Raw genomic sequence first — 25,603 nt, forward strand, 5'->3', positions numbered from 1 at the left:
ATGTTCATTCAAGGTGTACATTTAGATGATAGAGTGTCTTCCCATTTTTTTCCACTCATTTGCCCCTTCGAGTAAAATTTTACACATACGGAAAATACGGTACATGCCCACAATGGCGGGAGGAAAAAACGCGCTGCCAAAAGGGCCAGGCTGCGCGGATCACATGGTGCAGTTTTCCTCCGGCAGCGATCCGGGCCATTGATGCAAGCCGATGCGTTTTTCTGTCATATGCTGATTATAGATCCGGACCGCCCCCATCCTGGCAAAAAAGGAAGAAAGGAAGTGAGAAAATGGAAGAACATGAAAAAATCCACCCTTTTGACCGGATGTTTTTCCCGCAAAAGCGGCAAGAGCCGCACGGGCCCGGGCAGGAAGAAGCAGATGAAGAAATAAGCGGCGGCCTGTTTGACCTTGCTTTTTTCCGGAATGTGGATATTGAAGCATTGCTGGACCAAGCTGACAAAGTCGTTGGCGTTTTCGAGGAGTTTAAGCCGTTGTTCCGGAAAATCACGCCGGTTTTTGAGAAGTGGCTTTCCCATTTTGAAAAGGAAGATTAGCCTTCTTTAGCTGTTCTTCCGTTGGCAGGCGATTTGCTGTTGAATTGCGGCCTGCCAGGAAACGGACGGCCGGACGATCATCGGTTCCCATTCGTCTCTTGCATCAAGCCTGCACGAAGGAAGCGGGCGGCTGCCTGTATCCTGCGTTAAAAACCGGGCGATAGGCTCCCATCCGTTTCCGTCAGGGCTTTTTAAATAAAAGACTTTCCCCGTTTCCCTTTTTTCAAGCCCGGAGACAATGGCCCCTGCGGCATCTGCTGCAAAAAGGGCATCGCGGTCGTCATATTTTAAGTCCGGTTCCGGATTCCCGTTGATCATTTGGGAAAAAGCAAGGCTCCCGGGCTGGCCGGGGCCGAACAGTGCCGGGACAAAAAAGGTAACGCGCGCACAATCGCCTAGCATGCCGGGAACCCATTCTGTCTGTTCCGCACCAGCCAGATGGTTTGGAAGAATGAGCGCCACACATTCGATTTGCGCTTTAATCGGCTCTAAAAAGCGGCACGCATCCTGTAAATCTTCACAGGCATCCCGGACATAATAATCGTATACCGGAATGCAGCATGTGCATTTTTCCGGCGACAACCGGCTCAGAGGCTGGTATTCCAAATTGGCATTCCTGCCGATTTCCATCCATCTTTCTTCCATCAAAAAACCGGGATCCGTTTCTTGATCAGCCGCTATAACCGGATACCCCGCATCAAGCAGTGCCTTGCACAGCTCAAATCCGAAAAACGCCCCGGCACCAATGACAAGTGCTTGATTCATGGCCGGCCCTCCAATCGTCTTTCTTCAAGCATATGCTTTTCCCGCCGTAAAGATACTTCCGGACGATCCGAAACGGACAAAAGGCCGCTGTGCCCATTTTCCCGGAATCCGTTCCATCCTTCGGGAAAAAATTCACCCACGGTAACCGGGTTTCCCTTTTCCAATGGCTGCGGCTGTGGTAAGATAAAGGATGATTTAAAAAGAGTTTTTTCAATCGGGGTGAAAAAATGAAATACATCGTTACGATTTTTTGGGTGTTTTTACTGAGCCAAATGCTCGGCTACGTTGGCAGTGCCATGTCAAATTCAGAATACAGCATGAAAACGATGGCCGTTATGTCGCTTGTCCTTTCTGTCATTGCATTTATTGTCCATGCAGCATTGCCGAAAAATACAAGTGCCGGACAATAAATCAAAACACCCCTCACCGGAAACCGGGAGGCGCTGATTCGCAGTGTCTCCCGGTTTTTTTTCATCATTATCCGGTTGTCACTTGAAGCGCGCCGTCTTTCACATCAAGCGTGACGGTTTGATGCGGCTTGACCTTTCCTGCAATGATTTCTTTTGCAAGCCTCGTTTCAATTTGATGCTGGATAAACCGTTTCAGCGGCCGTGCCCCGTACACCGGATCATAGGCCGATTCCGCAATCCATTTTTTCGCCTCATCGGACAGCTGAAGCTCGACCGATTGTTCAGCGAGGCGTGCAGCCAATTCGTGCATCATTTTATCCACGATACCCATCATATTTTCCAGCGTGAGCGGCTTGAATAAGATGATATCGTCAATCCGGTTTAAAAATTCGGGCCGGAACGACGCGCGCAACTGTGCCATTACTTTATTTTTCGTCTCTTCGCTGATTTCATCGCCTTTGATATCAAGCAAATAGGACGACCCGATATTCGAAGTCATGATCACGATCGTATTTTTAAAATCAACCGTCCGTCCCTGCGAATCGGTGATACGGCCGTCATCGAGCACCTGGAGTAAAATATTGAACACTTCCGGGTGGGCTTTTTCAATTTCATCCAGTAAAATGACGGAATACGGTTTCCGCCGTACCGCTTCTGTGAGCTGGCCGCCTTCTTCATAGCCGACATATCCCGGCGGCGCCCCGATCAGCCGCGAGACCGCAAATTTTTCCATATATTCACTCATGTCGATCCGGATCATATGATTTTCATCGTCAAATAAATGCTGTGCCAGCGCTTTGGCAAGTTCCGTCTTCCCGACGCCGGTAGGGCCGAGAAAAATAAAGGATCCGATCGGGCGGTTTGGGTCTTTCATGCCGGCTCTGGCTCTTAAAACCGCATCGCTGACAAGGCGGACAGCTTCATCCTGGCCGATGACGCGTTCATGTAAAATGCTTTCCAGCTTTAACAGTTTTTCGCGTTCGCTTTGCACAAGTTTTGCAACGGGGATCCCCGTCCAGCGCGCGACAATCGCTGCAATTTCTTCTTCTGTGACTTCTTCGCGCAAAATCCGGCCGCTGCCTTCTTTTTCCGCCATTTGCTGTTCGAGCTGTTTTAATTCTTTTTCAACGGCCGGAATCCTGCCATGCCGGAGTTCAGCCGCTTTGTTCAAATCATACCGGTTTTCCGCTTCTTCAAGGTCGCGCCGGTATTTTTCAAGCAATTCCCGTTTTTCCTGTACTTTTTGCAATTCCGCTTTTTCAGCCTGCCATTTGGCGCGCATCCGGTTCGCTTCTTCTTTCAAATCAGCAAGCTCTTTTTGCAAAATGCCAAGACGGGCTTTGCTTGCTTCATCCGTTTCTTTTTGCAGGGCGGCTTCTTCAATTTCCAGCTGCATGACGCGCCTTGTCACTTCGTCGAGCTCCGTGGGCATGGAATCCATTTCCACACGGATGTTCGCGCAGGCTTCATCGACAAGATCAATCGCTTTATCCGGCAAAAAGCGGTCGGTAATATAGCGGTTTGATAACGTGGCCGCGGCGACGAGCGCTTTGTCATGGATGCGGACGCCGTGGTGGATTTCAAAACGTTCCCTTAACCCTCTTAAAATCGAAATCGTATCCTCCACATCCGGCTCCTGGACGAGCACTTGCTGGAAACGGCGTTCGAGGGCCGCATCTTTTTCAATATACTGCCGGTATTCGTTCAGGGTCGTCGCGCCGATACAGTGCAATTCACCGCGGGCAAGCATCGGCTTCAGCATATTGCCGGCATCCATTGCCCCTTCTGTTTTGCCGGCGCCGACAATCGTGTGCAGTTCATCGATAAACAGCAAAATCTGCCCGTTGCTTTTTTTGATTTCCTGCAATACCGCCTTCAGCCGTTCTTCAAATTCCCCCCTGAACTTGGCGCCTGCAACAAGCGCCCCGAGGTCGAGTGAAAAAATGGTTTTGTCTTTTAAGCCTTCCGGGACATCTTTCCTGACGATCCGCTGGGCAAGCCCTTCGACAATGGCCGTTTTGCCAACGCCGGGTTCGCCGATCAGGACAGGGTTGTTTTTTGTCTTCCGGGATAAAATCCGGATGACGTTCCGGATTTCCGCATCCCGGCCGATTACAGGGTCGATTTTTCCGGCTTTAACGGCTTCAACAAGGTCAGTGCCGTATTTTTTTAAAACATTGTAGGTTGCTTCCGGGTTTTGCGAGGCCACTTTATGATTCCCCCTTATGTTTTTGATCGCCTGAAGCAGTTGCTGTTTCGTGATTCTGCTTTTCAAATACCGGGACAGGTCATCATGTTCGACATCCATTACAGCCAGGGCCAAATGTTCAACCGAAATGTACTCATCCTGGAGCGCGCGCATTTCTTCTTCCGCGAGTCTGAACAGCTCGATAAGCGCCGCAGACAAATACGGGGCGCTTTGCCCGGTCACTTCCGGCTTTTTCGCAAGAATCCCATCTGCTATTTTTCTAATTTCTTCCTTACTTAACCCAAGGCCGTTATATATCTCGGGAAGCAGGCTGTCCGGCTTTTCCATTAACGTTTTCCATAAGTGGGCAATATCCAGCTCCGGGTGATGTTTTTGAGCGGCCAGCTGCTGGGCTTCCGCCAAACCTTCCTGTACCGTAAAAGTCATGCGGTTGATATCCATCCATTCCACCTCCGCTATGGCGCGTGCCGTTTAACGCAGCGCGGGCGCCTATCCTTATTTTACCGTTTTTCCTTTGACGGCAGCAAAAAAAACAGGGATTTCTCCCCGTTTGGATTTTAAGATTTGCGTTTGCGCCTCCAATGGCGGGCATCGTTCGTTGTTTCCGGAAAGCGGTCGCCTCTGTGGAGATGGGCGCTTTTCGGGTTTACGACCGGGTCGCCATTTTCGCCAACTTCTACATACACCCCGTTATTCGGTGCTTTGCTTCCGGGATGAAACAGGTTGCTTTGCCCCACAGTAACGCCCCCTTTTTTCATCGTCAGCATTAGTTTGGGCTAATCTTTTTAAAGCATGAGCGCTTATTTTTGCCAGTCCAAAAATGAAAACGGCAAAGAGGGGAGCGCTGGATCAGTTAATCCCGAGCGCAATTTTGGCATAACGCGACATGCGGTCTTTTGTCCACGGCGGGTTCCAGACGATATTGACATGGGTGTCCTTTACTTCCGGAATGTCCTGTACCGCCATTTGCACCTGGTCAACGAGAATTCCCGCGAGCGGGCAACCCATTGCGGTCAGGGTCATGGTCACCGTCAGGCAGCCTTCCTCATCCAGGTCAAGATCATAAACAAGACCGAGGTTTACAATATCTATGCCAATTTCCGGGTCAATCACTTGTTCAAGCGCGCCCATAATATTTTCTTTCAAAGCTTCATCCATGGTTTTCAAACCTCCTCGATAACTATCATAACAAAACGGCATACAAGATAAAAATGCTTTACAACAGGTTTTTAAGCTGTGAAAATGTTATATTATTTAGTATAATGGATCGTCACGAAAATTGCATGTAAACTGAATCATTTTGAGAAAAAGGAGAAAAGCCAAATGCCTCAACCTTATTTAATTGCATTGGATCTTGACGGCACATTGTTAAATGATGAAAAGACCATTTCCCCGAAAACAAAATCCGTTCTGCAAAAAACAATCAAAGCCGGCCATAAGGTCATCATCTCTACCGGCCGCCCTTTCCGCTCCAGCCAGCCGTATTATGAAGAACTTGGACTCGATACGCCGATTGTCAATTTCAACGGCGCATTTGTCCACCATCCGAAAAATACGGGCTTTTGCATCTACCATGAACCGATGCCGCTTCAAGTGGCAAAATCGATCGTTGAAACATGCGGCGATTTCCGGCTGTATAATATTGTAGCAGAAGTGAAAGATGAGGTGTACCTCCATTATCACGACGAAAAACTGCTCGACATTTTTCAAATTGGAAACCCGCATGTCACAACCGGAAATTTAATGCGCTTTTTAAGAGATGAACCGACGTCCATGCTGATCCATGCAGCAAAGGAAGACGTGCCGTCGATCCACAGCTACTTAAGCGACGTCCATGCCGAAGTGATCGACCACAGGCGTTGGGGGGCTCCGTGGCATATCATCGAGATCATTAAAGCCGGGCTGAATAAAGCGGCCGGCGTGAAAAAAGTCGCCGACGCATACGGGATTCCGAAAGAAAGGATCATTGCCTTCGGGGATGAAGACAACGACCTGGAAATGATTGAATACGCGGGGACGGGGGTTGCGATGGGAAATGCCATTCCGGCCTTAAAAACAATCGCAAATGAAATCACCCTTTCCAATACGGAAGACGGCATTGGCATTTTTCTTGAAGAAGCGCTGAATTTGAAAGCCATCTCATGAAAAACGCATAATCAGCGCCGGGAATTCCAACACTATAAACGGGCGCGGCACCCCCGTGCACCCTTCCCGTAAAGGCGGTGTTTCGTTTGGGCAGAAGCAGCAAATCGAAACGTTTTGTCCATCAGGGAAAAGATGCAGTGAAGAAGTATAGCGAGCGTTTCCCATATCACTCCACATTGGCCGAAGCAGAAGCGAACAGGAGCGAAGAAGGCATTCCGGGAGGCATTTTATAATGGCGAACCGACTGTTTCAAGAGGCCAGGCAATTTGTCGAACTGGCGAAAGAGACGGCTGCTTTCGGAACGGAACAAGAAAAGAATAAAATGGTTCAAAAAGCGAAAAATGCTTTATCCAGTGCATATGCCAACACGACACTTGCAGAAAAAGCACAGCTGCGCGATATGCAACAGGAACTTGGAAAATTGGAATAGCTGCCGAAACCCGGCAGCTATTCTTTTTGTGCATGTGGTTTTGCTTGTTGCCTTCTGCATGCGGTTTTGCTTGTTTTCTTCCTGAAACGGATTTTCTTCCATCCGCTCCCCGATAGAGCCCCGGAATTTATTTTGCCTCACTTGAAGCAACTGCTTGAAATTGTGCAAAACAGGGAAAATCGGTAAACTAAAGACAAAACTGATTGTGAGGGTGAAAATGATGGGGATTCAAATTTTTGCTGACAGTGCCTGCGACTTGCCGCTGTCTTTTTTCAAAGAAAACCATGTACACTTGATTCCGTTGACCGTTTATGTAGAGGACAAATCCTATGACGACCTAGTCGGCATTGACCCGAAAGAAGTGTTCCGTTTGATCCGTGCGGGGGTGGGTACAAAAACTTCGCAACCGTCACCGCAATATTTTGAAAAACTTTTTACCGATCTTGCCAAATCGGGGGACACCGGCATTTACCTGGCTTTTTCGTCCGAGCTGTCCGGAACGTACCAAACAGCGGCCATGATCGCCGAACAAGTGAAAGAAGCCTGTCCCGATCTTGATTTAACGGTACTCGATACGAAATGTGCTTCGATCGGTTACGGCCTCGTTGTAAAAGCAGCCGCCGATTTACGAAAAAACGGGGCAGGAAAAGAGGAAATCGTCCGTGATGCCGCATTCCGCAGCAAGCATATGGAGCATATTTTCACAGTCGCCGATCTTGATTTTCTTGCCAGAGGCGGCAGGCTATCGAAAACAAGCGCATTTTTCGGCGGCCTGCTGAATATTAAACCGATCCTCGATGTAGAAGACGGGAAGCTCATTCCGATTGAAAAAATCCGCGGGCGGAAAAAACTGCTGCACCGTATGCTCGATATCATGGAAGAACGCGGCACGGACCTTGAACACCAGCTGGTCGGCATCTGCCACGGCGATGATGAAGCGGCTGCGGAAGAAATGAAACAGCTGATTGAAGCGCGTTTCGGCACAAAACAATTTTTAATCAACACGATCGGCGCCGTGATCGGGTCGCACGCCGGGCCGGGCGCATTATCCGTCTTTTTCCTGAATGAGCTGCCGTAACGCCTTCCAACTTTTTTCCAGGCATACCGGTTAATAGAAATTTTGGACGGGTATAGACTAATGGTGATGGCCGGCCAATCCAAATTCCGGATTGCCGTTCCGTTTAAAAATTGAACGAGGAGTGGTAAAAGTGGCGAACGAACAAAATGCTTCCATGAAAACTTTGCCCGCCCAGCACCAGAACAGGCAGCCCGGCACAGAAACGGAAATGAACCCGCAGCCGGAAATCTTGCATCCGACGACTCAAGCTATGTGACCGGGCAGGTCATCCACGTAAACGGCGGCACCGTGATCAACGGGTGACGCGCACCGGAAGGGCACAGCCCTTTCCGGTTTTCTTTTTGCTTAAAACAGAGCACAAGGCACCGGGGCACGTGTTTCCGGCCCAAAGCCTGCCGGTTATCACAAATTCTTTTGCTTAAAAAGGATGTAAAGTCCAAGGGGGTAACCGGGATGGTGCAGATGTTTGCCGCCTAAACCAAAAGCTTCGGGCCCTGTTTTCTTTCTGCTTAAAAAGGTATGAAAACCCCTCCCCTTGTCAAAAACAGATAAGGAAATGATGCTCGGGAAGGAGGGCCGCAAATGGACGGACAGTTCAGATTAAAAATCATGGAATGCCAGTCCCGCGCTTTTTTAACCGGTTCAATCGAGAAGCTGAATGAAGAATGGGTATTTTTTGATGATGTATCGGATGAGGCATCGATGCTGGAGGAGTTTGTTGGCCAAAAAATTGAAATCTTCCATTCCGGGCGTTGGAAAAAAGGCCTATTAACAGCGGATGAAACCGTCATGTCGGACGGAGAAACGCTTCTTCTTGAAGAAAAAGCAAGCTTGCGGATTCCGAAGCCTGTCAATTTTTCGCTTGAGATGCTGCTCGGAGAATGGGAGGACGGCCTGTTTCACCGCTTCGTCTCTTTCTTAAACGGGGCAGGCTTTTCCATTTATGATTGCATCTATTGCCATAACGTATTGTCATTTCTCGCCAGCCGGGAGAAAAAAGAAGGCGTGAATTTCATGCTGTTTGATAACGGGGAGACCATTTTATCTGTCCACCACCATTTCCGGCTGGGCGAAACGGCGGACGAATGGTTCGATTGCACATGGAGTGACGGAAGGCGTATGCTTTTGAAAAAAATGTAAAAAGGAAGGCAAGACGACCCTTGCCTCCCATTTACATTCTAATAAAAAGGATGCCATCCCATCGGCAGGCGCAGCCCGAGATACAGGACGGCGGCGAAAAAGAGGATCAGCAAAACCCAGAGCATCCCCGTCCTTTTTCTTTTAGCAAGCCGCAGCGTAATCATTTCCATCATCCCGATCACGAGAATCCCGCCGAGCAGTTTAAGGCCGTACAGGGCAGGATCGAGACGCTGGTTATGGAAAAAGAGCAGCGCGCCTGTCACGATGACGAGTATGTAAAACAGCCTTAAAACCATCTGGACCGTTTTAAACGCCTTTTCTCTTCCTGCGCGATGGAGGAACAAGGCCAAAATAAACAAAAGGATCGCAATGACCCATGTTGTTACATGCGCATCTGTCCGGGTTAACATCGTTCGATCTTCTCCTTTGCTTCTTTATCTGTCTTATACCCATCTTACTTTATTTGATGGTGTTTCGCAAAGTTCCCACCTTTTCAACCGTAATTTCAACCTCATCACCCGGATTCAAGAAACGCGGCGGATGAAACCCGTTGCCAACGCCGGCAGGGGTGCCCGTTGCAATGATATCCCCGGGTAAAAGCGTCATCCCTTTCGACAATTCGGACAGGATCTCCTCAACTGGGAAAATAAAGCGGGATGTATTGGACTGCTGGCGGACTTCCCCGTTAACTTTTGTCACGATATCAAGCGCATTCGGATTTTCAATTTCGGAACGGTCGACAATCCACGGGCCAACCGGGCAGGATCCGTCCAGGCTTTTCCCGATAAAATATTGTTTATGCTTCCGTTGAAGATCCCTCGCTGTGATATCGTTTAAAATGGTATATCCGAACACATGGGAAAGGGCATTTTCTTTTGCAATCTGCTTCCCTTCCCTCCCGATCACGACTGCCAGCTCCCCTTCGTAATCCAATTCGCGGGTAACCGCCCGGTGCGAATCAACCGGCGCTTCATGTGCATTGACAGTTGTCGTCGCTTTTGTAAACACGATAATATGTTCAGGAATATCTTCCGCGCTCCCCATTTCAATCGCATGTTCCCGGTAATTTTTGCCGACACACAACATGTTTCTCACCGGGTCCGGAATCGGGGGAAGATAGGAAACCTCGCGAAGCGGAACGAGTGCGCCTTCAAGGGTTGCTTCCGGTTTTTTCAATTCTTCCCGGACACGGCCGGTAAACGCCTCGCCCGCCCGGATGCCTTCAAGCAAAGATGGCGGAAAATCATTATCCAAAGCCCGTAAATTTAAAATCGTTGTTTCATTATAAAGCACACCGTATTGTACCTGGTCTTGCCAAACAAAGCTCATGAATTTCATCGTATACACCTCATCCTTTTTTGTCATTTCGATAACTGAGTTGCCGCCAGCCCCATTCAAGCGGCCCGTAGCGGAAGCGATGCAGCCAAATGTCGGAAACCAGCACTTGAATAAGAAAAAACAAAACAACAAGCAATACCCCGCTTGGCACAGACAACTTTCCGTAAAGCCCGAGTCCATAAGCGTAAAAGATCAAAGAGCCTAAACCAGACTGGCTGATGTAATTGGAAAGCGGCATCCTCCCGGCCATTGCAACCGGCCTGAGAAAATCCGCCAGCCGGTGCTTCACACAGAGCTCAACGAGTGCAACATAAGCACCGCTTAAAACGGCGCCGCCGATCGTCTCCCGGATATACAGAAAAGGCAGGATGGGGGCGGCAATAAGCGGCAACAGTTTGCAAAACAGGCCAAAAACAAAGCAGCAGCAAAAAAACAGCAGCCATTTTTTTGCCGGAATCCTCCCCTTTGTAAGCCAGCCTTCCCTGCAAACGCCCGCCCCCGCCATCATCAGCGGAAAAACTGACAGAAAAGCATGCCATGTGCCGGGAGGGCCGTATACCGCATACCAGTCCAGCCACCTTCTTTTCGTAATGTCCATAAAGCTCCCGTTTGCATACACCTGCAATGAAGCGGCGGCATTGCGCCAGTCGGTATACAGGAGTGAAGCGTCCGGCGACCGGATGGCCATCACCATCAGATAAAAGCTTATGAGTAAATGCGGGATAAAAAAGAGGGCAGCCCCGCCAAAAATCAAAGTTTTCCCTCCCTGTTTCAGAAAGGGCAAAAGCATCATGCCAAAGACCGCATAAGCCGCTAAAATGTCCCCCGGCCAGATGAACCATGCATGGGCAAGGCCGAGAACGAGCAAAACGGCAATACGCCGAAAAAGAAACTTGTAAACCTGCACCCCCGCCATTTCCGCCCGCTGTTTCTGCAGCATCAGCCCATATCCGAAAAGAAACGCAAAAACGGGATAAAAACTGGACTGGAAAAACACCTCAATCCATGCCACGATTGCCCGGTCCCCCGCTTTGAACCAGTCATACGGATTAATATAAAGATAAGGAGACAGAAAAGAAAGCATATTTACCATGAGAATGCCGAAAAGGGAAAATCCCCTCAGTATGTCAATTGCAGGATTCCGCCGTTTTTCACGGATTGGCGCCCATTCAGCCATTGCAACGCTCCTTTTTTGTTTTTGCCCGTTAGGCGGATGAATCACCCTTTTTTCGTTTTTTTCATACAATGAAGCATGAAAAAGTCAATTGCCACTGACCAAGGAAGGATGTGCGCGCCATGCCCGGTTTTGTCGGCGCCGTCCAAATTATCAGTATCGGATCAAGCGGCGTCTTTAATGTCGGTGACGTATTCCTGATTCAGCCGGTTGCCAGTTCCAAAACGTTTGCCGGGGCGGGGTCCTTTAACACCGGTGAAAACCTGTCCATTACAAACTACCAGTCAAATACAAATACGTATGATTTTGATGCCATTGACCAGGGAAACAATTTTAATTTGTAACGGGTGAAAACAAATGAATTTTTACGTGCAACAAAGTATCCACATCCGCATGATCAAGATCGGCGGCATTACAAATTCTTCCGTCTTTCAAATCGGCACGTCCGGCATCATCAAGCCGGCAGCTTATTTGTATAATACCGGGAATTTTTCCGCGCCGGCTCCTTCTGCCGCTGCAGACCAGCCTTATAATCCGAATGTGACAGTTTCCATGCAGTCCGGCGCTGCCGCTTCAAGTTCAAGATAGAAAGCACTGGCCCGGTTTTCCCGGCGTTGTGCTGAAACCGGTATTTCTTTCCGGCCACATTTAGACGGCAGCAACTTCAGGTATGTACACGTGTGCTGAACCTGCATGTTCTTTCCGGACCCTGCGCCAGGTTCAGCATTGACGCTGCACACCGATGCTTTGCTTTAAGCTCAGGTTTCGTTCCGATCCAAGCCGGCGGTCACTGTCGGGCTTTAAGCCAGAAGGGGGTTTTTGAATGCCAGACCTTTTTGCCGAACTCCGGCAGCTTTACCAATACTTTCAACACCATGAAGCGAAGTTGGCGAAAATGGAAAAGACGCTTGCCTCCCTCATGGAGGAGATTGAGCAGCTGAAAGCAAGGCCGCCTGTCCGGGTGGACCGGATCGAATATGCATTTGACCAGCTGAAAATTGAAACACTGGATGGCACCTTGAATATCGGCATTAATCCGTCTGACCTGTCCAGTATAGAGGATGCAGCCATCCCCCAAACGCAGGGCATCCCCCATGCCAACAATGAACACCGTGCTGCTTTAAAACAGGCGCTTACCGAAAAACTGGTGGAATATTTGGAAAAAGAACTCCCAACAACGATCACCGACAATGAGCGGCAATTCAAAGTCCGTCTAAATCAAGAATATCATAATTTTATAAAAAATGACTTAAAAAACCAACTTCCGCAGCGCATTGATTATTATATCAACCAGCTCAATTCAACCGGACCCGTTGAAGGCGAATGGTTTGACAAATTGCTCGGGCAAATCAAGGCGGATATGGCGCATGCCGTACAAGTTTTTATTTCCCATCTGCCGCCGCAAATGAACGGAGGTGCCAGCGATGGAACTGAACGTCACAAACCGTGAAATCTGTGTGGATTATGTCCAAATTATCGGAATTTCAAGTGCCTCGGTTTTCCTCATTGGCGATACGGAAACGATTCAGCAGGGAGCGGCCTTTGATACGCCGCCGGAATCCCTGATTATCAGCCCGTACGTGCCGTTTGTGCCGAGGGGATAGCAGAATGCAAAGAAACTCCTTTGTGGATACGCTCCGGGTCAAAACCGTCATATTTGGATCGAACGTTATTGTTGGAGACTCCGAGCGGATCCAGATGTCTGCCACCGTCCTTGCGATCCAGCGCCAGCAGGAATTGTACTACGGATTTGAAGCGCCGTTTCAAACTTTTCCCATTTTCAGCCTGGCCGTTCCGATTCCGCCGGTAACAGAACAAATCCGGTTTCAGGTTTACCAAGAAAATCCGGTCATAAAAGTTTCGAATGTAGATATCATCGGGATGTCGACTTCAACCGTCATGCAAATCGGAAGCACTAAATCAATCGCCCTTGAAGCAAGGGTCCACCATACCCGTCAGCTAGACCCAAATATTCTGAAGCTTGGCGGCCGAGTTCTCCCGCGCACCGTTGCCGTCAGCCAGGAAAGCAATGTTATGCCAGATTAATCCGGAAAGCAGGTGATCAAAATGCCGGCCATTGTAGGCCCGTTACAAATCTATAATGTTGGAAGCGGCATTGTCCATTTTGGAGACACAGCTGTTATCTCACCGAAAACAAGTTCAAAAACATCTACCGGCTCCGGTTCTCTTTCCACTTCCGCATTTGTCATTACAAACAACGCGCTCAGTGCAAACAATACGGCTAACGGCAGTGTTGTCGACCAGCCATCTGCAGGAAATAATTAGGAAAGCAGAGAGAGCAGGCAAATTCTCCGCTGCCTCGCTGCTTTCAAAATGGAAAGACAAATTTTTTATAGGGTGCTGTACGTTATAGCAAGAATGGGCCATTTTAAAGGAGGCCCATTCTTGATTGAATTTGAAGAAGATGCCCGCCATCAAAGAAATACAAGTATTGTTCTTTTACCTTTTTCTTTAAAATGGTTTCCAGCGCCCTTGAGTAAAGGGCAAGCTGGACTTCATAACGTTTGCGCAGGACAGGCTCTGCTTCTTCAAATCCGCCTTTAAACCTGCCGTGGATATTGTCTGTCTTAAAATCGAGCAATACGAGGCCGTCTTTTTCCTCTGCCACGCAATCAAATATGCCCTGGATAAGGACATGTTCTTCCGCAAGGGATGGATCCCGGTAAATTTCCGCCGCGGGAACGGATAAACTGAACGGCATTTCCCGCATCACCCGGCCGGCTGCAAGGACACGGCGGCCAATATCCGTTTCAAAAAAGCGGACAAGCTGTTCAGCCGCAATGGCATCCGCCTGTTCTTCCGTGAGCAGCTCCTGTTTCACCATCTCTTCAACCAGTGCTTCAACGGAAGCATAAGTCGGCGGCGCATCAAACGGGATATGCTGCATCACCATATGCATCGCTGTCCCGCGTTCGGCCGGCGTAGTCGATTTTTCCTGCATAAAACGGGGGCGGTCAAAGATATGTTTTTCCGCATTCGGAATAAACCGGGTGTCATTCGTTTCATCATGCTCTTCATGCATCCGTTTCAATTCCGATACCGATTGTTTGGCACGCCGGAATGTTGCCGGCTCATTACGGTACCGGAAACTTAAGCGCCCGAAAACTTGCGCTTTATATGCGGACTCCGCCGCAACCGGGAGGCCGGCTTTCACTTGATGCTGCCAGTCTGCTTCCCCTTCTTGTTCCGGTTCCGGCATATCGGCAAACTGTTCTTTCGGCAAAACGGCGATCTGCCATTTGGACGGATCATCCAGCACCACCCGGCCGGCATCCCCGAAAAGCGCTGTTCCGTCCGCATGCCTGCTGAGCGAAGGCATGATCCAGTCCAAATAAGTGCCGGCCGCTGCGCGCAGATGGTCTGGCATCAGCCAGCCTTCCTGCCGCCTCGTTTTCCCCCATTTTTCCAGGCGTCTGCCCAGATTTTTCACCGTCCCGACCAAATACAGTTTTTCTTTTGCCCTTGTGAGCGCGACATACAAGACGCGCATTTCTTCAGCCAGCATTTCCAGCTTTTTCTTTCTTTTAAAGGCAAGCTGTGGCAAGGACGGATATGTGATCCGTTTTTCCGGATGAATGTACTTTGAGGCGAACCCGAAATCTTTATCTAGAAGAAATGCCTGGCTGATATCGCGCATATTAAATTTCCTGTTGAGGCCTGCCACGAACACGACCGGGAACTCGAGCCCTTTGCTTGCATGGATGGTCATCAGGCGGACAACATCTTCCTGTTCGCTCAATGCCCTCGCTGTTCCGAGGTCATCCCCGCGCTCCTGCATGCGTTCGATAAAACGCAAAAACCGGAACAGCCCCCTGAAAGACGTTTCTTCATATTGCCGGGCCCGGTCATACAAAGCCCGCAAATTGGCCTGCCGCTGCTTTCCTCCCGGCAGCCCGCCGGCAAAATCATAAAACTGCGTATCCCGGTACAGCTGCCAAATGAGTGAGGACAAATCCCCCTGCCTTGCAATAGACCGCCATACCGCCAATTTCTCCATGAATCTGGATACTTTCTCATGCGCTTCTTCTTCCCCGGGATTCGGCCTGTCTGCTATAAATTTTTTAAACGCTTCATAATACGGGCCCCGTTTTTCATGGATGCGGATAAGGGCAAGCGCCTCTTCATCGAGCCCGACAATCGGGGAACGGAGCACGACTGCAAGCGGAATGTCCTGATACGGGTTGTCAATTACTTTTAATAAAGAAAGCATGATGGATACTTCCGTCGCGTCAAAATAACCGGTTGAAAGTTCCGTGTACAACGGGATGCCCGCCTGTTTCAACTCTTCCATTATGGTCGGCGCCCATGCCATGGAACGCATCAGGATAACGATATCTTTGTACCGGATCGGGCGGGATGTGCCGGTTTTCGGATTGTAAACCTGTTCTTCGCCGATCAGTTTTTTTATTTCACGGGCAAGATAACGGGCTTCAAGCTGGGATTGTTCCAATTCGGCCCGGTCCAGCGTTTCTTCATCCGGTGCGTCTTCCTCCTCGATGGCTTCATCGGCCTGGTCAATCAATGCCACTTTGACCGGATGATCCCCTTCCGGATAAGATGCGCCTGCCACAAGTGCAGCCTGGCTGTCATAGACAATCTCGCCCACCTTTAGGCCCATGATTTGTTTAAAAATAAAATTCGTGCCGTCGAGAATTTCTTTGCGGCTGCGGAAGTTTTTCGACAAGTCGATTCTGAGGCCTGCATCCCGGCCTTCCGGATCAAAATCCCGGTACTTTTTTAAAAACAGGTTCGGCTCAGCAAGCCGGAACCGGTAGATGCTTTGTTTTACGTCTCCGACCATAAACCGGTTGCCGTCAAATCCCGCCCCTTTTGCCACAAGATTCATGATCGTTTCCTGCACCATATTACAATCCTGATATTCGTCAATCAGCACTTCTTTAAATTGCTGCCGGTAAGCTTTGGCCGCTTCTGATGGGATGAGGGCGCCGTCTTCATTTTTTTTAGCAAGAATGTCCAGGCAAAAATGCTCCAAGTCCGAAAAATCGACGATCCCTTTTTCTGCTTTTACCGCGCCGTATGCGTCCGCAAATTTTTTCACGAGCGTTCTAAGTTCCGCAATCACCGGCCGCATTTCCTGCATGTCTTTCAGGAAAGACGCCGGCTTCCTTGAGAAAAAGTCTTTTTTTAAACCTTCAAGTGTTTTCTTTGCAGATTTCCGCAAATCATCGGCCGCTTTAACGAGCTCCTCTTCATATGCCTCCCCTTTGCACGCTTTGGCGCGTGTAAAGTGCCATGCATTCATTTCTTCATAAAGCCCCTGCCAGGGACCGTGAATGGCCGCAAGCAATCTGTCTGCAATTTTTATGTCATCGAGATAATTTTCCGCCCTTGGCGCAGGCCCGCCCGGCTCTAAAGCAAGCCCATACGCTTCCTCCAGCATGTCTTTTGCAGCCTGCAGCTGGAGGTGGATATCTTCTTTCACCGCTGCCATAAACGGAAGGCTGTCCACCTCTTCCACATCCCCGGCATCATACATTTCGACCATTTTATCAAGCCATGCAGACGGATCCGGATGGGAACGGGAAAAGTCGTAAAGCTTCCGGATCAGATGCTGGAGCTCGTCATCACTGCGGTCGTTTGAAAATGTATCCACTGTGCGGTAAAACAGGTCATTTCCCTCTTTCGCATACTCCGCTTCAAAGAGGTCATCCAGCACTTCATCGCGCAGAAGTTCGGCTTCTGTATCATCGGCGATCCTGAATCCGGGGTCGATGTCAATCAAATAATAATATTTTCGGATCACTTCAAGGCAGAAGGCGTGCAGCGTGGAAATCGGCGCTTTATTCAGCAGGCTCAGCTGTTTCCGCAAATGATGCGAATCCGGGCGGCTGCTGATCGCCTCCTCGATCGCTTTACCGATGCGGTGGCGCATTTCCGCAGCCGCGGCATTGGTAAAAGTGACAATGAGCAGTTCATCAATGTCGAGCGGATCGTGATCATCCAATATTTTTTGGATAATTCTTTCCACGAGCACGGCTGTTTTTCCTGAACCGGCAGCCGCCGCGACGAGGATGTCCTGCCCTTTTGCCATGACGGCTTTCCATTGGTCATCCGTCCAGACGGCATTCGCCGGTTTATCCGGAATGGCTGTTTTCATCTGTTCTGCGCTCCTTTCTCATTTTGGCGAGGATTTCTTCCGGTTTTTCCGGGTGAATGAGGCGGTAATTGTTCTCTTCCATCGACTGGTCAAACTGGCAGACTGAACGGAACGGGCAGAATGTGCACGCCGCCTGTTTTTTTATTTTATAAGGCGCGATATCCGTCGTGCCGGACAGGATCGCATTGCCGGCCTCTGTGTAAATGTTGCGCACATAGCTGCGGATCGCTTCAAAGTCTTCTTTGCTTGCCACTTCGGACCGGGCCGTTAATTGGCCGTCCTTTTTCAAACCTGCCGACACAATCGCACTGTTGCCGGATTCAAGCGACTGGTCCATCAATGTGATCACTTCCGGGCTGTCCAGCAACAGCCCCCGCATCCGGAAGTCTTTTAAAATTTCTTCTTCAATTTCTTCAGCCGTCAGCATTTTTTCCGCCGAAATCAGCGGATCATGAAGATGGAAATACAAAACGCCCGCCGGAATCGTTTCTTCACCTGTCAGCTGTTTCGAATACGTCATAATGAGATCCAGATAAGTGAGCATTTGCAGGTCAAGGCCGTAATACACATTTGTCAAATCAAGCTTGTGCGCGCTTGATTTGTAATCGATGATCCTGACGTACACACCGTTTTCGCTTTCTGCCTTGTCGACACGGTCAATCCGGCCCTGCAGCTCCATTTTCGCCCCGTTTTTCAATGTAAATGAAAGCGGCGGAAGCTCTTTTTTCGGCCCGAAAGCGAGTTCCATCGCGACCGGTTCAAAGCCGCTTCGTTTCGCATGGACGCTTAAAATATAAGAAGCCCTTCCGACAACCTGTTCCAGTTTCCTTTTAATATATTGGTAGCGTTTCGAACTGAGCAGGATTTGATGCTGCAATTTTGGGGCAAGGTCGTCCACTGCCGCTTTTGCAAGCTCCATGCTTTGCTGCTTTGTCATCTCTGACCACGGAATGCCTTCGCGCTGCAGGGTATCGGAAATCCATTTCAATGCGCCGTGGAAAAGATCCCCGATATTCGGCGCATCAAGGCGGAACACATCCCGTTCCCGCAGCCTCAACCCGTATGTCGAAAAATGGGAAAACGGGCAGGTGAAAAACTGCTCCATTCTCGATACGCTGGCAAGGATATGGTCGCCGTACAGTTCCCGGCTCGTTTTTTCGGAGAGCTTCCGGGCTTTGTTTTGGTAAAACAAACTGGAAAAAGCATGGGCCGCCCGGTTTTTCCATTCCGGGTTCTCCATATAGAAGTTATACGTATCCCACCAGAAGCCGGCCATGGGATACCCTCTTTTTTTCAGCTGCAGCTGCGAAGTGACAAAAGCAATAGCAGCCGCCGGATGGGAAATGTATGCGGCTTGCTGTTTCTCTTCCAGTTCCGCCGGGTCATTTACCCATAATCCGCCGCCGCGGGCCGGGAACATGTCCTCTATCCGGTTGATGAACGGGGACGGCAGCAATGCTTTCCCTTCCTCATCGGCAAGCGGAAAAGAGAGAACCAGTTTTTCAGACGGCGTCGTCAATGCCCGGTAAAAAATAAATTCTTCGTCCAGCAGGCGCCTTTTGCTGCCGGGCATGATTTCAAGCCCTTCCAGCCGCAAATATTCACGCTCTTCATCATTTAAAACGCCATCTTCGGAAATTTTCGCCGGCATGACCCCGTCATTGGCCCCGATAATAAATGCCAGTTTGACATCGGACAGCCGGGACTGTTCCAGATTCGCCACGAGCACCTGGTCCAAAGCCGGTGGAACAATGGAAAATTTTAATGACTCAAGCCCGGTTTCCATAATGGCAGAGAATTTCCCAACATCAGCAGGTCCATCGCCAAGGATTTCAACATACTGGTCCAAAACGCCCATGACTTCATCCCATGCCTGGTCATGTTCCCTGGCAGCAACAAGATCCCCCGCTTCTTCCTTTTCAAGCCGGAGCGCTTCCAGTTTTTCCGGAATCTCCAATTCTTCGAGATAAAGATACAATGCTTCGCAAAGCGCTTTTCCGGTGCGGGCGCGCTTCAAACGCCGCGACAGGCGCAAAATCGGCGCTGTGACCAGAAGCCTGAGTTCATTCAGTTCCTGTTCGATTTTTCTTTCCTCATCCGTTTGCGGAAGGTTTTCCAGTTCGAGGCCGCGGATCCGCCTATATTCCCATCTTTTTCTGCTCGTCCAGCGTTCTCCCTGGATGCCGTAAGCCAGGCAATAGTTTTCAAGCCGGTCCATTTTTTCACGCAACGTGCGGGCATCTCCAGGCGGAAACAGCAATTCTGTTTTGATGGCACGGAAAACCGGTTCATAACGCCAGTTGCCGCGGATGATTTCCAAAGTCGAACGGATCAGTTCAATGAGCGGATGGTTCAGCATCGGCCGTTTTCTGTCGATAAAATACGGCACATCATAATCGTAAAAAACCGTTTCGATTAAATCCTGATAGGCCTCCCCGTTGCGGACAAGGATGGCAATATCACGGTAACGGCAGCTTCCTTCCATGACGGCTTCACGGATAGAACGGGCAACGCCTTCGATTTCCGCCCGCCGGTTGTTCGCCTGCCAGATCTCGATGCTGCTTTCCCCCGGAAAAGAAGGAAACGGCAGTTCTTCAAACCGGGACTGCAAAAAGCGCAAACTTTCATGCCTGAAACGGGCCGGTTCATACAGCGCCACGTCTTCTTCCGTTTCAATTTGAAAGGCGCGCGCCAGTTCATAGATATGTGCATAGGCTTCTCCCGGCATCCGGAACAAGTATAAATCATCCGGCTGCCTCCCGCGGAAAGCCCGGTCCGTTGTGAGCGCAACCGTAACGCGGCGGCATTTTTTCAAGAGTTCCCCGATCACCAGGTATTCCTGCGGGTTAAAAGTATGGAACCCGTCTATATAAATTTCCGCATCTTGGAGATAGCGCGATTTTTCAACGGCAGAAGCAAGTAGCCTCAAGTAATCTTCTGAATCAATGTATTTGCCTTCCAGCTTTTGCTCATATGCCTGATATACGCGTTCCAAATCGTGCAGCTTGTCGGAAAGCACTCTTCCCCCGTCCGCTTCCCCGATTGAGGCGCGTTTTTCCTGAAGCTGTGCAGGCGAGACGCAAAACCGTTTGAACTCAGTCAGAATGCGTTCGACATTGTCAATAAAGCCCGTCTTATCCGCCGCCCGCGTGAAAACCGACAGTTCTTCTTTTTGGTCTTCCAAAATTTTCCGAATGAGCATATTTAATCCGATGCTCGATACATGGGTACGGCTGATCCCGCCGACTTCCTGCAATATTTTCCAGGCAAGGCGCGTAAAACTGTACACCTGGGCACGGATCATCCCGCCCAGTTCAGGTTCATGCGCAAGCCGTGTTTCCGATAAAAAAGTCATTTGCTCCGGAACAAGGTAAATGAGCGGTGCCCCGCCCGGATCGCCAAGCAGTTTCTGCCTGATTTCACGTTGGATGAAAGTTGTCTTTCCTGTCCCGGGGCGCCCGGTAATAAATCGAAGGGACAATTGGTTCACTTCCTTTTGATGAGCTCATTGGCCCCCATATCCGGAAAGATGCCGGACAAGGAACATTTGTTCTTTTATTGTAACGGATATTGTGCTATGAATCAAGCATTTTTGCCTAAAAAATATGCTTCCTGTTTTTTTCTGCCGGGGGATGCCCGCTTCCACGTAAAACACTGCCTGTTCCCGCCCCGGAAAAATCCTTCCTATCCAATCCGGATGCCCTTCCCGTCCGGACGGGGCCGCGAACCGCCATCAGGGCGCGCTCCTGCTTCCAGACGTATAATGCCGAAAAAAAAAGCACTGCCTGTTCCGGGAAACGTCCCGCAAAATGCAGTGCTTTCACACCTCTTAATCCCCGTCAAACAAATCAAACAAGCCTTTTGCCATGCTGCCTTCATCCTTTGAACCGCCCGCTGCCGGCATTGCGGCAAATACGCGGCTGGCCAGGCGGCTGAATGGCAGCGACTGCACCCAGACCGACCCCGGCCCGCGCAAAGTGGCAAAGAACAGGCCCTCTCCCCCAAAAAGGGCTGTTTTGATCCCTTTGACAAATTCAATGTCATAATCTACCGTCTTTGACATGGCGACAAGACAGCCTGTATCCACCCTCAATGTTTCGCCGGGTGCGAGCTCGCGTTTCTGGATCGTGCCGCCAGCGTGGATAAAGGCAAAGCCGTCTCCTTCAAGCTTCTGCATGATAAACCCTTCCCCGCCGAAAAATCCGGTTCCGAGTTTCCGCTGAAATTCAATGCCGACTGAGACCCCTTTTGCCGCTGCCAAAAATGCATCTTTCTGGCAAATGATTTTCCCGCCCAGTTCGCTTAAATCCATCGGCACAATCTTGCCCGGATACGGCGCTGCAAACGCTGCATGCTTTTTATCACGGGCTTCGTTTGTAAAGGCGGTCATAAACAGGCTCTCACCGGTGATCAGCCGTTTTCCTGCAGAGAACAGTTTTCCCATAATGCCGCCGCCCTGGCCGCCCGAGCCGTCGCCAAAAATCGTTTCCATCCGGATGCCGTCTTCCATCATCATCAAGCTGCCGGCCTCGGCAATGACGGTCTCCTGCGGGTCGAGTTCTACTTCAACAAACTGCATGTCGTCCCCGACCAGTTTAAAATCAATATCGTGGTTGTTCATTTCCCTACCTCCTCAAAATGCACTCCCCCCTGTATACGGACTTGCAGTTCGCAATGTTTCATTTTTATTTCCCGTGCAGCGTTCGTTTTATTGGACGAAAAGGCAGGGACCCCCCTTCCCTGCCAGGCTTAAATCCAATACAGCCCGCTCTCTTCCATCGCCCTGTATCCCTGTTGTTTCAAGAATTGCATCCGGGAGCGTCGGATGTTGATTTCATAAGCAACCTGCAAAGCAGCCGCTTTATGGTACTGATTGATAAACGATCCATAGCTGATTGGCAACACGAGTGATTGATTGTTTGAAAAAACCACTTCAGTTTTTTTGCCTTCTGGGGTGTGGTCTTTAATATGTCCGGAGATCAGCCAAATACAATCCGGCTGGCTGGGCGATTTTGTTGGAAAAAGTATGGTAGCTGTATGGGGATCGACGAGGATCGGCGGCTTGTGCCGGACATGAATCAGGCTTTTTGTCGCATTTTTTCTTCCTTCGTAATCGCTTCCAAAGTATTTGCAGCTTTTTTTCACGATATTCAGGGGAAGTTCCGGCACAAATCGTTCCCGATCCACTTCCAATATTTTGGTCCCTTTTTCTCCCCCCTCCTGACAAGGAATCAGCGCAATCGTGTTTGGATGAATGTCCAATTGCCCATGTTGCATAATGCATTCCCCCATTTTATTTTTCTCATGATCCACTCTCTATTATAGTACAATCTTCCTACATTTCTAGTACTTTTTTAAAAATATGCATTTTTTTCTTTGTTAATCGTTTCAGAAAAATTCAATTTTTACATTGCTTTTTATTGAAATGCTCTGTATAATAAAAAAAAGCGAAAAAGGTGATCATACATGGAAAACAAAAAATCTTTCTCTGACGTGCCGAAAGAAAGCCCGAAGTCCCGGATTCAGATGGAGAAATTTGTGGAACACATTTACACGGACATGTTGCTGAATGAGATCCTGCTGAACAAAAAAAGAGAAGAGTTATTAAGAAAAATTGACCATGTACTTGATCTCCGCGATGAGGAGCAGTTCATGCATTTAACGAACGAACTTAAAAAAATCAACCTGCAATTTGGATAAATACAGGCCATGCAAACAGGCCCGGCCCGTTTGCATGGCTTTTCTTTTGCATAAAAATGGCAGGTGCAGGGCACGGCCAAAAGATTTTTGCCCGGAACAGGCCGCGCCTGCTGCACTTTCAGTATTCCTTATTCTTCCAGCATGCGGATCCGCTCCAGTATTGTCGGATGGTCATAGCGAAATATTTTGACGAGAAGCGGCGGATTGACTTCGCTTAAACCCGCTTTTGTTAAAATTTGGAACGTTTCAACCCCGGACTTTTTATCATGCGTCATCTCTACGGCGTAACGGTCCGCCCGCATTTCCTGGTAGCGCGATGCCCAATTGGTAAGCGGGCTCGACGCAAAGAGCAGAACTGAGGAAATAAGCAGAAATAAAGGCAGCGAGCTGATGCTGGAAACCCCGGACATCCACCGCCCGCTTCCTTTCCAACGCCCAACCGCATCCATCCATCTGGCAATCAGCCACAGCCCGATGAGCATCATCAACATATAACCCGCGATGCCGAAATATATATGTTTTTCCACATAATGCCCCATCTCGTGTGCCATCACGAATAAAATTTCTTTATCATCCATACGGTTGAGGGTCGTGTCCCAGAGCACGATTCTTGAGTTGGAGCCGATGCCGGTGACGTAAGCATTCAGGGCGTTTGTTTTTTCCGACATATTCACTTCGTACACATGGTCAGCAGGAATTTGCGCTTTTTCCGCTAGCGCCAGAATTTTCGCCTCCAGTGCCTTGTCTTTTAACGGATAAAAATCGTTATACAGCGGATCAATCACGACCGGCTGGATAAACATCATAAACACCGTAAAAGGAATGGAAAGCAGCCAGGCCGGGAGCCACCATTTCCGCCGAAATTTTTTCATCAGGGCGTACAATACTGCGACGACAGCAAACATGATGGCAAAATTCACCCAGAAATCGGTCAGTTCATCTTTCATCCATCCTGCAAAATTTTGGGCGGAAATGCCGTACGCTTTTGAAAAACGATGGGACAAATAATCGAACGGAAAGGTAAACAAAAAGGCTGCAAGCGAAAACCAAAAGAAATAAACCGCGGTTTGAATGAGGCGGATGTGTGAAACTGCCGCTGCCCATTTTTCAAACATTTTGGAAATACCAAGCACAAGCACCAAAAAATAAAACAACCACTCATATGGCACGGACAGGAAAAAAAGCAGATTCCTGATTTTTGAGTATTCTTCGCTTAGAAACAATTGGCGGCCGCTCATAAAAGTAGCTGGATCGGCGGCTGTCCCTTTATATTGGGCGGGAATGGCGGCATCGGCGTAATGAAACAAATACCAGTACATCAAAAGGCCGAACAAAACGTATGCCGCAATTGCCCGCAGCGCCCACTTTATCTTCACTCCACATGCACTCCTTCCTTGTCCTCTTCTATATATGTAGCCAAGGAAAAAGGCATTTAGAACAGCCAATACGGCTTTGCTCCTTCAAAACAGAAAAGAATAAAAGCTCAACACCGCAATCGCCCCGAGCACGACAATGATGACATTCGCGCCAATAAATGCGAGGATGATGGCCGTTCCCGCGCCGATCACTCCGAACAGCGGATCTTTTTGAATCAAAAACACTTTTGGAAAAATCAAGGCGCCTAAAATCGCATACGGAACATTTTTTAAAATGCCTTCCAAAAAGGGCGGCAGCGTTTTGTTTTGCAAGAGGACGAGGGGCAGTATCCGCGGCAAAAACGTCACGATGCCCATGCCGATAATGACGAGGATAATGGTGCTCATTTTTCTTCCACCCGCTTTTTCCATTTGTATGTTTCCGCTATTTCAACCAAAACAGCCGACAACAAAGTGGAGACGATGATGGACCAGCCTTCCTCCATGACGCCGTAACCGGTAAAAATGCTGTTTGACACTGCTGAAAGAACGGCAAGGAAAAGGACTTTCACACTTTTTTTCAAAGACGGGACAAGGAGGCCAATAAACATCGCATACAGGGCAACCGTCATGCTTGCCTGCAAAAATTGCGGCAGGTTGGCTCCGATCACATACCCGATCCCGGAGCTCACTACCCAACTGGCATAAGCGATAAAAGTGACGCCAAATCCGTAACCGATCGGTATTTTTCCGTTCCGTGTGGCGAGCACCGAGAAAGTTTCATCCGTAATGCCGAACGCAAACAATCCGCGTTTCCATTTGCTTTGTTCTTCCACTTTTTGGCTCAAAGCGGCAGTCATGAGAAAATGGCGGATGTTGACGACAAAGGTGGTCAGGATAATGACAAACGGGCTTGTGCCGGCAGCAATCAAACTTAAACCCATATACTGGCTGGCGCCGGCATAAACAATCAGGCTCATCAGCACAGTCTCTATCAGCGTCAGGCCGGTTGTTTTAGACAACAGGCCGAATGTGAGGGCAATGGGAAAGTATCCGATCGCAATGCTTGCGCCTGCCTGCAGCCCGGGTTTAAAACTGCCTGTTTTTTCCTCTGCCATGGATGCTGCGTCCAACTTTTATCCCCCCAGCTTTAAAATGATTAT

General features: G+C 49.3%; 29 protein-coding genes. 15 read left to right on the top strand and 14 right to left on the bottom strand.

Annotated elements, in window-relative coordinates:
- Positions 1 to 290 precede the first annotated feature (290 nt).
- Complete coding sequence (locus tag IC21_RS09890) at positions 291 to 557, top strand: hypothetical protein (RefSeq protein ID WP_013858772.1); 267 nt, start codon at positions 291 to 293, stop codon at positions 555 to 557.
- 6 nt (positions 558 to 563) lie between these two features.
- Here the strand turns inward: IC21_RS09890 and IC21_RS09895 are convergent, their stop codons facing one another.
- Positions 564 to 1,322 carry an NADP-binding protein gene (locus tag IC21_RS09895; protein ID WP_029142323.1) on the bottom strand — a complete coding sequence of 253 codons (759 nt, stop codon included), beginning with the start codon at positions 1,320 to 1,322 and terminating at the stop codon, positions 564 to 566.
- Between the two features lie 227 nt (positions 1,323 to 1,549).
- Here IC21_RS09895 and IC21_RS09900 point away from each other — a divergent pair, with 227 nt between their 5' ends.
- Entirely contained in the window at positions 1,550 to 1,732 is a 183-nt protein-coding gene (locus tag IC21_RS09900) for a YjzD family protein (RefSeq protein WP_029142324.1), read from the top strand.
- 67 nt (positions 1,733 to 1,799) lie between these two features.
- On the opposite strand, the gene clpB is transcribed toward IC21_RS09900, so the two are convergent.
- The 3 genes from clpB to IC21_RS09915 all read right to left on the bottom strand — a co-directional run bounded on the left by clpB (position 1,800) and on the right by IC21_RS09915 (position 5,099).
- Positions 1,800 to 4,382: an ATP-dependent chaperone ClpB gene (clpB, locus tag IC21_RS09905; protein WP_029142325.1), complete on the bottom strand. Its 2,583-nt coding sequence runs from the start codon at positions 4,380 to 4,382 to the stop codon at positions 1,800 to 1,802.
- Positions 4,383 to 4,498: 116 nt separating this feature from the next.
- Entirely contained in the window at positions 4,499 to 4,678 is a 180-nt protein-coding gene (locus IC21_RS09910; protein WP_029142326.1) for a YjzC family protein, read from the bottom strand.
- A 112-nt stretch (positions 4,679 to 4,790) separates the two neighbouring features.
- The gene (locus IC21_RS09915) at positions 4,791 to 5,099 is read right to left on the bottom strand and encodes a metal-sulfur cluster assembly factor (protein WP_014095750.1); all 309 of its coding nucleotides are present in this window, start codon (positions 5,097 to 5,099) and stop codon (positions 4,791 to 4,793) included.
- A gap of 165 nt (positions 5,100 to 5,264) precedes the next feature.
- Between IC21_RS09915 and IC21_RS09920 the strand changes: the two genes are divergently transcribed.
- The 6 genes from IC21_RS09920 (at position 5,265) to IC21_RS09940 (ending at position 8,734) form a co-directional block, all read left to right on the top strand.
- Entirely contained in the window at positions 5,265 to 6,086 is an 822-nt protein-coding gene (locus IC21_RS09920; protein ID WP_029142327.1) for a Cof-type HAD-IIB family hydrolase, read from the top strand.
- Between the two features lie 86 nt (positions 6,087 to 6,172).
- Positions 6,173 to 6,319, top strand: a complete 147-nt coding sequence (locus IC21_RS17010; protein ID WP_019721806.1) for a hypothetical protein — start codon at positions 6,173 to 6,175, stop codon at positions 6,317 to 6,319.
- Positions 6,319 to 6,516 (top strand): DUF3813 domain-containing protein, encoded by a 198-nt coding sequence (locus IC21_RS09925; RefSeq protein WP_029142328.1) that lies wholly within the window; start codon positions 6,319 to 6,321, stop codon positions 6,514 to 6,516. Before IC21_RS17010 ends, IC21_RS09925 begins: the two co-directional genes overlap by 1 nt.
- 220 nt (positions 6,517 to 6,736) lie before the next feature.
- The gene (locus IC21_RS09930) at positions 6,737 to 7,594 is read left to right on the top strand and encodes a DegV family protein (RefSeq protein WP_029142329.1); all 858 of its coding nucleotides are present in this window, start codon (positions 6,737 to 6,739) and stop codon (positions 7,592 to 7,594) included.
- 130 nt (positions 7,595 to 7,724) lie between these two features.
- Positions 7,725 to 7,850: a hypothetical protein gene (locus IC21_RS17565; protein ID WP_257677546.1), complete on the top strand. Its 126-nt coding sequence runs from the start codon at positions 7,725 to 7,727 to the stop codon at positions 7,848 to 7,850.
- Positions 7,851 to 8,176: 326 nt separating this feature from the next.
- On the top strand, positions 8,177 to 8,734 hold the full coding sequence (locus IC21_RS09940; RefSeq protein ID WP_029142331.1) for a DUF2777 domain-containing protein: 558 nt from the start codon (positions 8,177 to 8,179) through the stop codon (positions 8,732 to 8,734).
- A gap of 38 nt (positions 8,735 to 8,772) precedes the next feature.
- On the opposite strand, the gene IC21_RS09945 is transcribed toward IC21_RS09940, so the two are convergent.
- The 3 genes from IC21_RS09945 to IC21_RS09955 are packed head-to-tail and all read right to left on the bottom strand — an operon-like array spanning position 8,773 to position 11,249.
- Positions 8,773 to 9,144, bottom strand: a complete 372-nt coding sequence (locus IC21_RS09945; RefSeq protein WP_019721802.1) for a YisL family protein — start codon at positions 9,142 to 9,144, stop codon at positions 8,773 to 8,775.
- Between the two features lie 49 nt (positions 9,145 to 9,193).
- A complete protein-coding gene (locus IC21_RS09950) occupies positions 9,194 to 10,072 on the bottom strand; it encodes a fumarylacetoacetate hydrolase family protein (RefSeq protein WP_013858762.1) in 879 nt (292 codons plus the stop codon).
- A gap of 10 nt (positions 10,073 to 10,082) precedes the next feature.
- Positions 10,083 to 11,249, bottom strand: a complete 1,167-nt coding sequence (locus IC21_RS09955) for a DUF418 domain-containing protein (protein ID WP_029142332.1) — start codon at positions 11,247 to 11,249, stop codon at positions 10,083 to 10,085.
- A gap of 119 nt (positions 11,250 to 11,368) precedes the next feature.
- Between IC21_RS09955 and IC21_RS09960 the strand changes: the two genes are divergently transcribed.
- The 6 genes from IC21_RS09960 to IC21_RS09985 all read left to right on the top strand — a co-directional run bounded on the left by IC21_RS09960 (position 11,369) and on the right by IC21_RS09985 (position 13,532).
- Positions 11,369 to 11,590, top strand: coding sequence for a spore germination protein (locus tag IC21_RS09960; RefSeq protein ID WP_029142333.1), 222 nt, complete (start codon positions 11,369 to 11,371; stop codon positions 11,588 to 11,590).
- 13 nt (positions 11,591 to 11,603) lie between these two features.
- Positions 11,604 to 11,834: a spore germination protein GerPB gene (locus IC21_RS09965; RefSeq protein ID WP_019721799.1), complete on the top strand. Its 231-nt coding sequence runs from the start codon at positions 11,604 to 11,606 to the stop codon at positions 11,832 to 11,834.
- Between the two features lie 235 nt (positions 11,835 to 12,069).
- Entirely contained in the window at positions 12,070 to 12,696 is a 627-nt protein-coding gene (locus IC21_RS09970) for a spore germination protein GerPC (protein ID WP_017553335.1), read from the top strand.
- Entirely contained in the window at positions 12,671 to 12,850 is a 180-nt protein-coding gene (locus tag IC21_RS09975) for a spore germination protein GerPD (RefSeq protein ID WP_014095760.1), read from the top strand. The genes IC21_RS09970 and IC21_RS09975 overlap by 26 nt, the downstream gene beginning before the upstream one ends.
- A gap of 4 nt (positions 12,851 to 12,854) precedes the next feature.
- On the top strand, positions 12,855 to 13,292 hold the full coding sequence (locus IC21_RS09980) for a spore germination protein GerPE (protein ID WP_029142334.1): 438 nt from the start codon (positions 12,855 to 12,857) through the stop codon (positions 13,290 to 13,292).
- A gap of 21 nt (positions 13,293 to 13,313) precedes the next feature.
- Complete coding sequence (locus IC21_RS09985; protein ID WP_017553333.1) at positions 13,314 to 13,532, top strand: spore germination protein; 219 nt, start codon at positions 13,314 to 13,316, stop codon at positions 13,530 to 13,532.
- Positions 13,533 to 13,635: 103 nt separating this feature from the next.
- On the opposite strand, the gene addA is transcribed toward IC21_RS09985, so the two are convergent.
- From addA to IC21_RS10010, 4 genes are all read right to left on the bottom strand, one after another.
- Positions 13,636 to 17,385: a helicase-exonuclease AddAB subunit AddA gene (addA, locus tag IC21_RS09990; RefSeq protein WP_029142335.1), complete on the bottom strand. Its 3,750-nt coding sequence runs from the start codon at positions 17,383 to 17,385 to the stop codon at positions 13,636 to 13,638.
- Entirely contained in the window at positions 17,363 to 20,866 is a 3,504-nt protein-coding gene (gene addB, locus IC21_RS09995) for a helicase-exonuclease AddAB subunit AddB (RefSeq protein ID WP_029142336.1), read from the bottom strand. Before addB ends, addA begins: the two co-directional genes overlap by 23 nt.
- A gap of 348 nt (positions 20,867 to 21,214) precedes the next feature.
- Positions 21,215 to 22,006 carry a TIGR00266 family protein gene (locus tag IC21_RS10005; RefSeq protein WP_029142338.1) on the bottom strand — a complete coding sequence of 264 codons (792 nt, stop codon included), beginning with the start codon at positions 22,004 to 22,006 and terminating at the stop codon, positions 21,215 to 21,217.
- Between the two features lie 128 nt (positions 22,007 to 22,134).
- Positions 22,135 to 22,662 (bottom strand): competence protein ComK, encoded by a 528-nt coding sequence (locus IC21_RS10010; protein WP_029142339.1) that lies wholly within the window; start codon positions 22,660 to 22,662, stop codon positions 22,135 to 22,137.
- A gap of 189 nt (positions 22,663 to 22,851) precedes the next feature.
- Here IC21_RS10010 and IC21_RS10015 point away from each other — a divergent pair, with 189 nt between their 5' ends.
- Positions 22,852 to 23,085, top strand: a complete 234-nt coding sequence (locus IC21_RS10015; protein WP_013858750.1) for an IDEAL domain-containing protein — start codon at positions 22,852 to 22,854, stop codon at positions 23,083 to 23,085.
- A 128-nt stretch (positions 23,086 to 23,213) separates the two neighbouring features.
- On the opposite strand, the gene IC21_RS10020 is transcribed toward IC21_RS10015, so the two are convergent.
- From IC21_RS10020 to IC21_RS10030, 3 genes are all read right to left on the bottom strand, one after another.
- On the bottom strand, positions 23,214 to 24,461 hold the full coding sequence (locus IC21_RS10020; protein WP_029142340.1) for a M48 family metallopeptidase: 1,248 nt from the start codon (positions 24,459 to 24,461) through the stop codon (positions 23,214 to 23,216).
- Between the two features lie 84 nt (positions 24,462 to 24,545).
- Positions 24,546 to 24,848, bottom strand: a complete 303-nt coding sequence (locus tag IC21_RS10025; protein ID WP_017553325.1) for an AzlD domain-containing protein — start codon at positions 24,846 to 24,848, stop codon at positions 24,546 to 24,548.
- Positions 24,845 to 25,573 (bottom strand): AzlC family ABC transporter permease, encoded by a 729-nt coding sequence (locus IC21_RS10030; RefSeq protein WP_029142341.1) that lies wholly within the window; start codon positions 25,571 to 25,573, stop codon positions 24,845 to 24,847. Before IC21_RS10030 ends, IC21_RS10025 begins: the two co-directional genes overlap by 4 nt.
- Positions 25,574 to 25,603: the final 30 nt, after the last annotated feature.

This window comes from Heyndrickxia coagulans DSM 1 = ATCC 7050, assembly GCF_000290615.1.
Lineage (GTDB): Bacteria > Bacillota > Bacilli > Bacillales > Bacillaceae_C > Weizmannia > Weizmannia coagulans.

Coding starts and splice junctions, on each gene's coding strand:
- IC21_RS09890 (WP_013858772.1), top strand. CDS start 291: ATGGAAGAACATGAAAAAATCCACCCTTTTGACCGGATGTTTTTCCCG.
- IC21_RS09895 (WP_029142323.1), bottom strand. CDS start 1,322: ATGAATCAAGCACTTGTCATTGGTGCCGGGGCGTTTTTCGGATTTGAG.
- IC21_RS09900 (WP_029142324.1), top strand. CDS start 1,550: ATGAAATACATCGTTACGATTTTTTGGGTGTTTTTACTGAGCCAAATG.
- clpB (WP_029142325.1), bottom strand. CDS start 4,382: ATGGATATCAACCGCATGACTTTTACGGTACAGGAAGGTTTGGCGGAA.
- IC21_RS09915 (WP_014095750.1), bottom strand. CDS start 5,099: ATGGATGAAGCTTTGAAAGAAAATATTATGGGCGCGCTTGAACAAGTG.
- IC21_RS09920 (WP_029142327.1), top strand. CDS start 5,265: ATGCCTCAACCTTATTTAATTGCATTGGATCTTGACGGCACATTGTTA.
- IC21_RS09925 (WP_029142328.1), top strand. CDS start 6,319: ATGGCGAACCGACTGTTTCAAGAGGCCAGGCAATTTGTCGAACTGGCG.
- IC21_RS09930 (WP_029142329.1), top strand. CDS start 6,737: ATGGGGATTCAAATTTTTGCTGACAGTGCCTGCGACTTGCCGCTGTCT.
- IC21_RS09940 (WP_029142331.1), top strand. CDS start 8,177: ATGGACGGACAGTTCAGATTAAAAATCATGGAATGCCAGTCCCGCGCT.
- IC21_RS09945 (WP_019721802.1), bottom strand. CDS start 9,144: ATGTTAACCCGGACAGATGCGCATGTAACAACATGGGTCATTGCGATC.
- IC21_RS09950 (WP_013858762.1), bottom strand. CDS start 10,072: ATGAAATTCATGAGCTTTGTTTGGCAAGACCAGGTACAATACGGTGTG.
- IC21_RS09955 (WP_029142332.1), bottom strand. CDS start 11,249: ATGGCTGAATGGGCGCCAATCCGTGAAAAACGGCGGAATCCTGCAATT.
- IC21_RS09960 (WP_029142333.1), top strand. CDS start 11,369: ATGCCCGGTTTTGTCGGCGCCGTCCAAATTATCAGTATCGGATCAAGC.
- IC21_RS09965 (WP_019721799.1), top strand. CDS start 11,604: ATGAATTTTTACGTGCAACAAAGTATCCACATCCGCATGATCAAGATC.
- IC21_RS09970 (WP_017553335.1), top strand. CDS start 12,070: ATGCCAGACCTTTTTGCCGAACTCCGGCAGCTTTACCAATACTTTCAA.
- IC21_RS09975 (WP_014095760.1), top strand. CDS start 12,671: ATGGAACTGAACGTCACAAACCGTGAAATCTGTGTGGATTATGTCCAA.
- IC21_RS09980 (WP_029142334.1), top strand. CDS start 12,855: ATGCAAAGAAACTCCTTTGTGGATACGCTCCGGGTCAAAACCGTCATA.
- IC21_RS09985 (WP_017553333.1), top strand. CDS start 13,314: ATGCCGGCCATTGTAGGCCCGTTACAAATCTATAATGTTGGAAGCGGC.
- addA (WP_029142335.1), bottom strand. CDS start 17,385: ATGAAAACAGCCATTCCGGATAAACCGGCGAATGCCGTCTGGACGGAT.
- IC21_RS10005 (WP_029142338.1), bottom strand. CDS start 22,006: ATGAACAACCACGATATTGATTTTAAACTGGTCGGGGACGACATGCAG.
- IC21_RS10010 (WP_029142339.1), bottom strand. CDS start 22,662: ATGCAACATGGGCAATTGGACATTCATCCAAACACGATTGCGCTGATT.
- IC21_RS10015 (WP_013858750.1), top strand. CDS start 22,852: ATGGAAAACAAAAAATCTTTCTCTGACGTGCCGAAAGAAAGCCCGAAG.
- IC21_RS10025 (WP_017553325.1), bottom strand. CDS start 24,848: ATGAGCACCATTATCCTCGTCATTATCGGCATGGGCATCGTGACGTTT.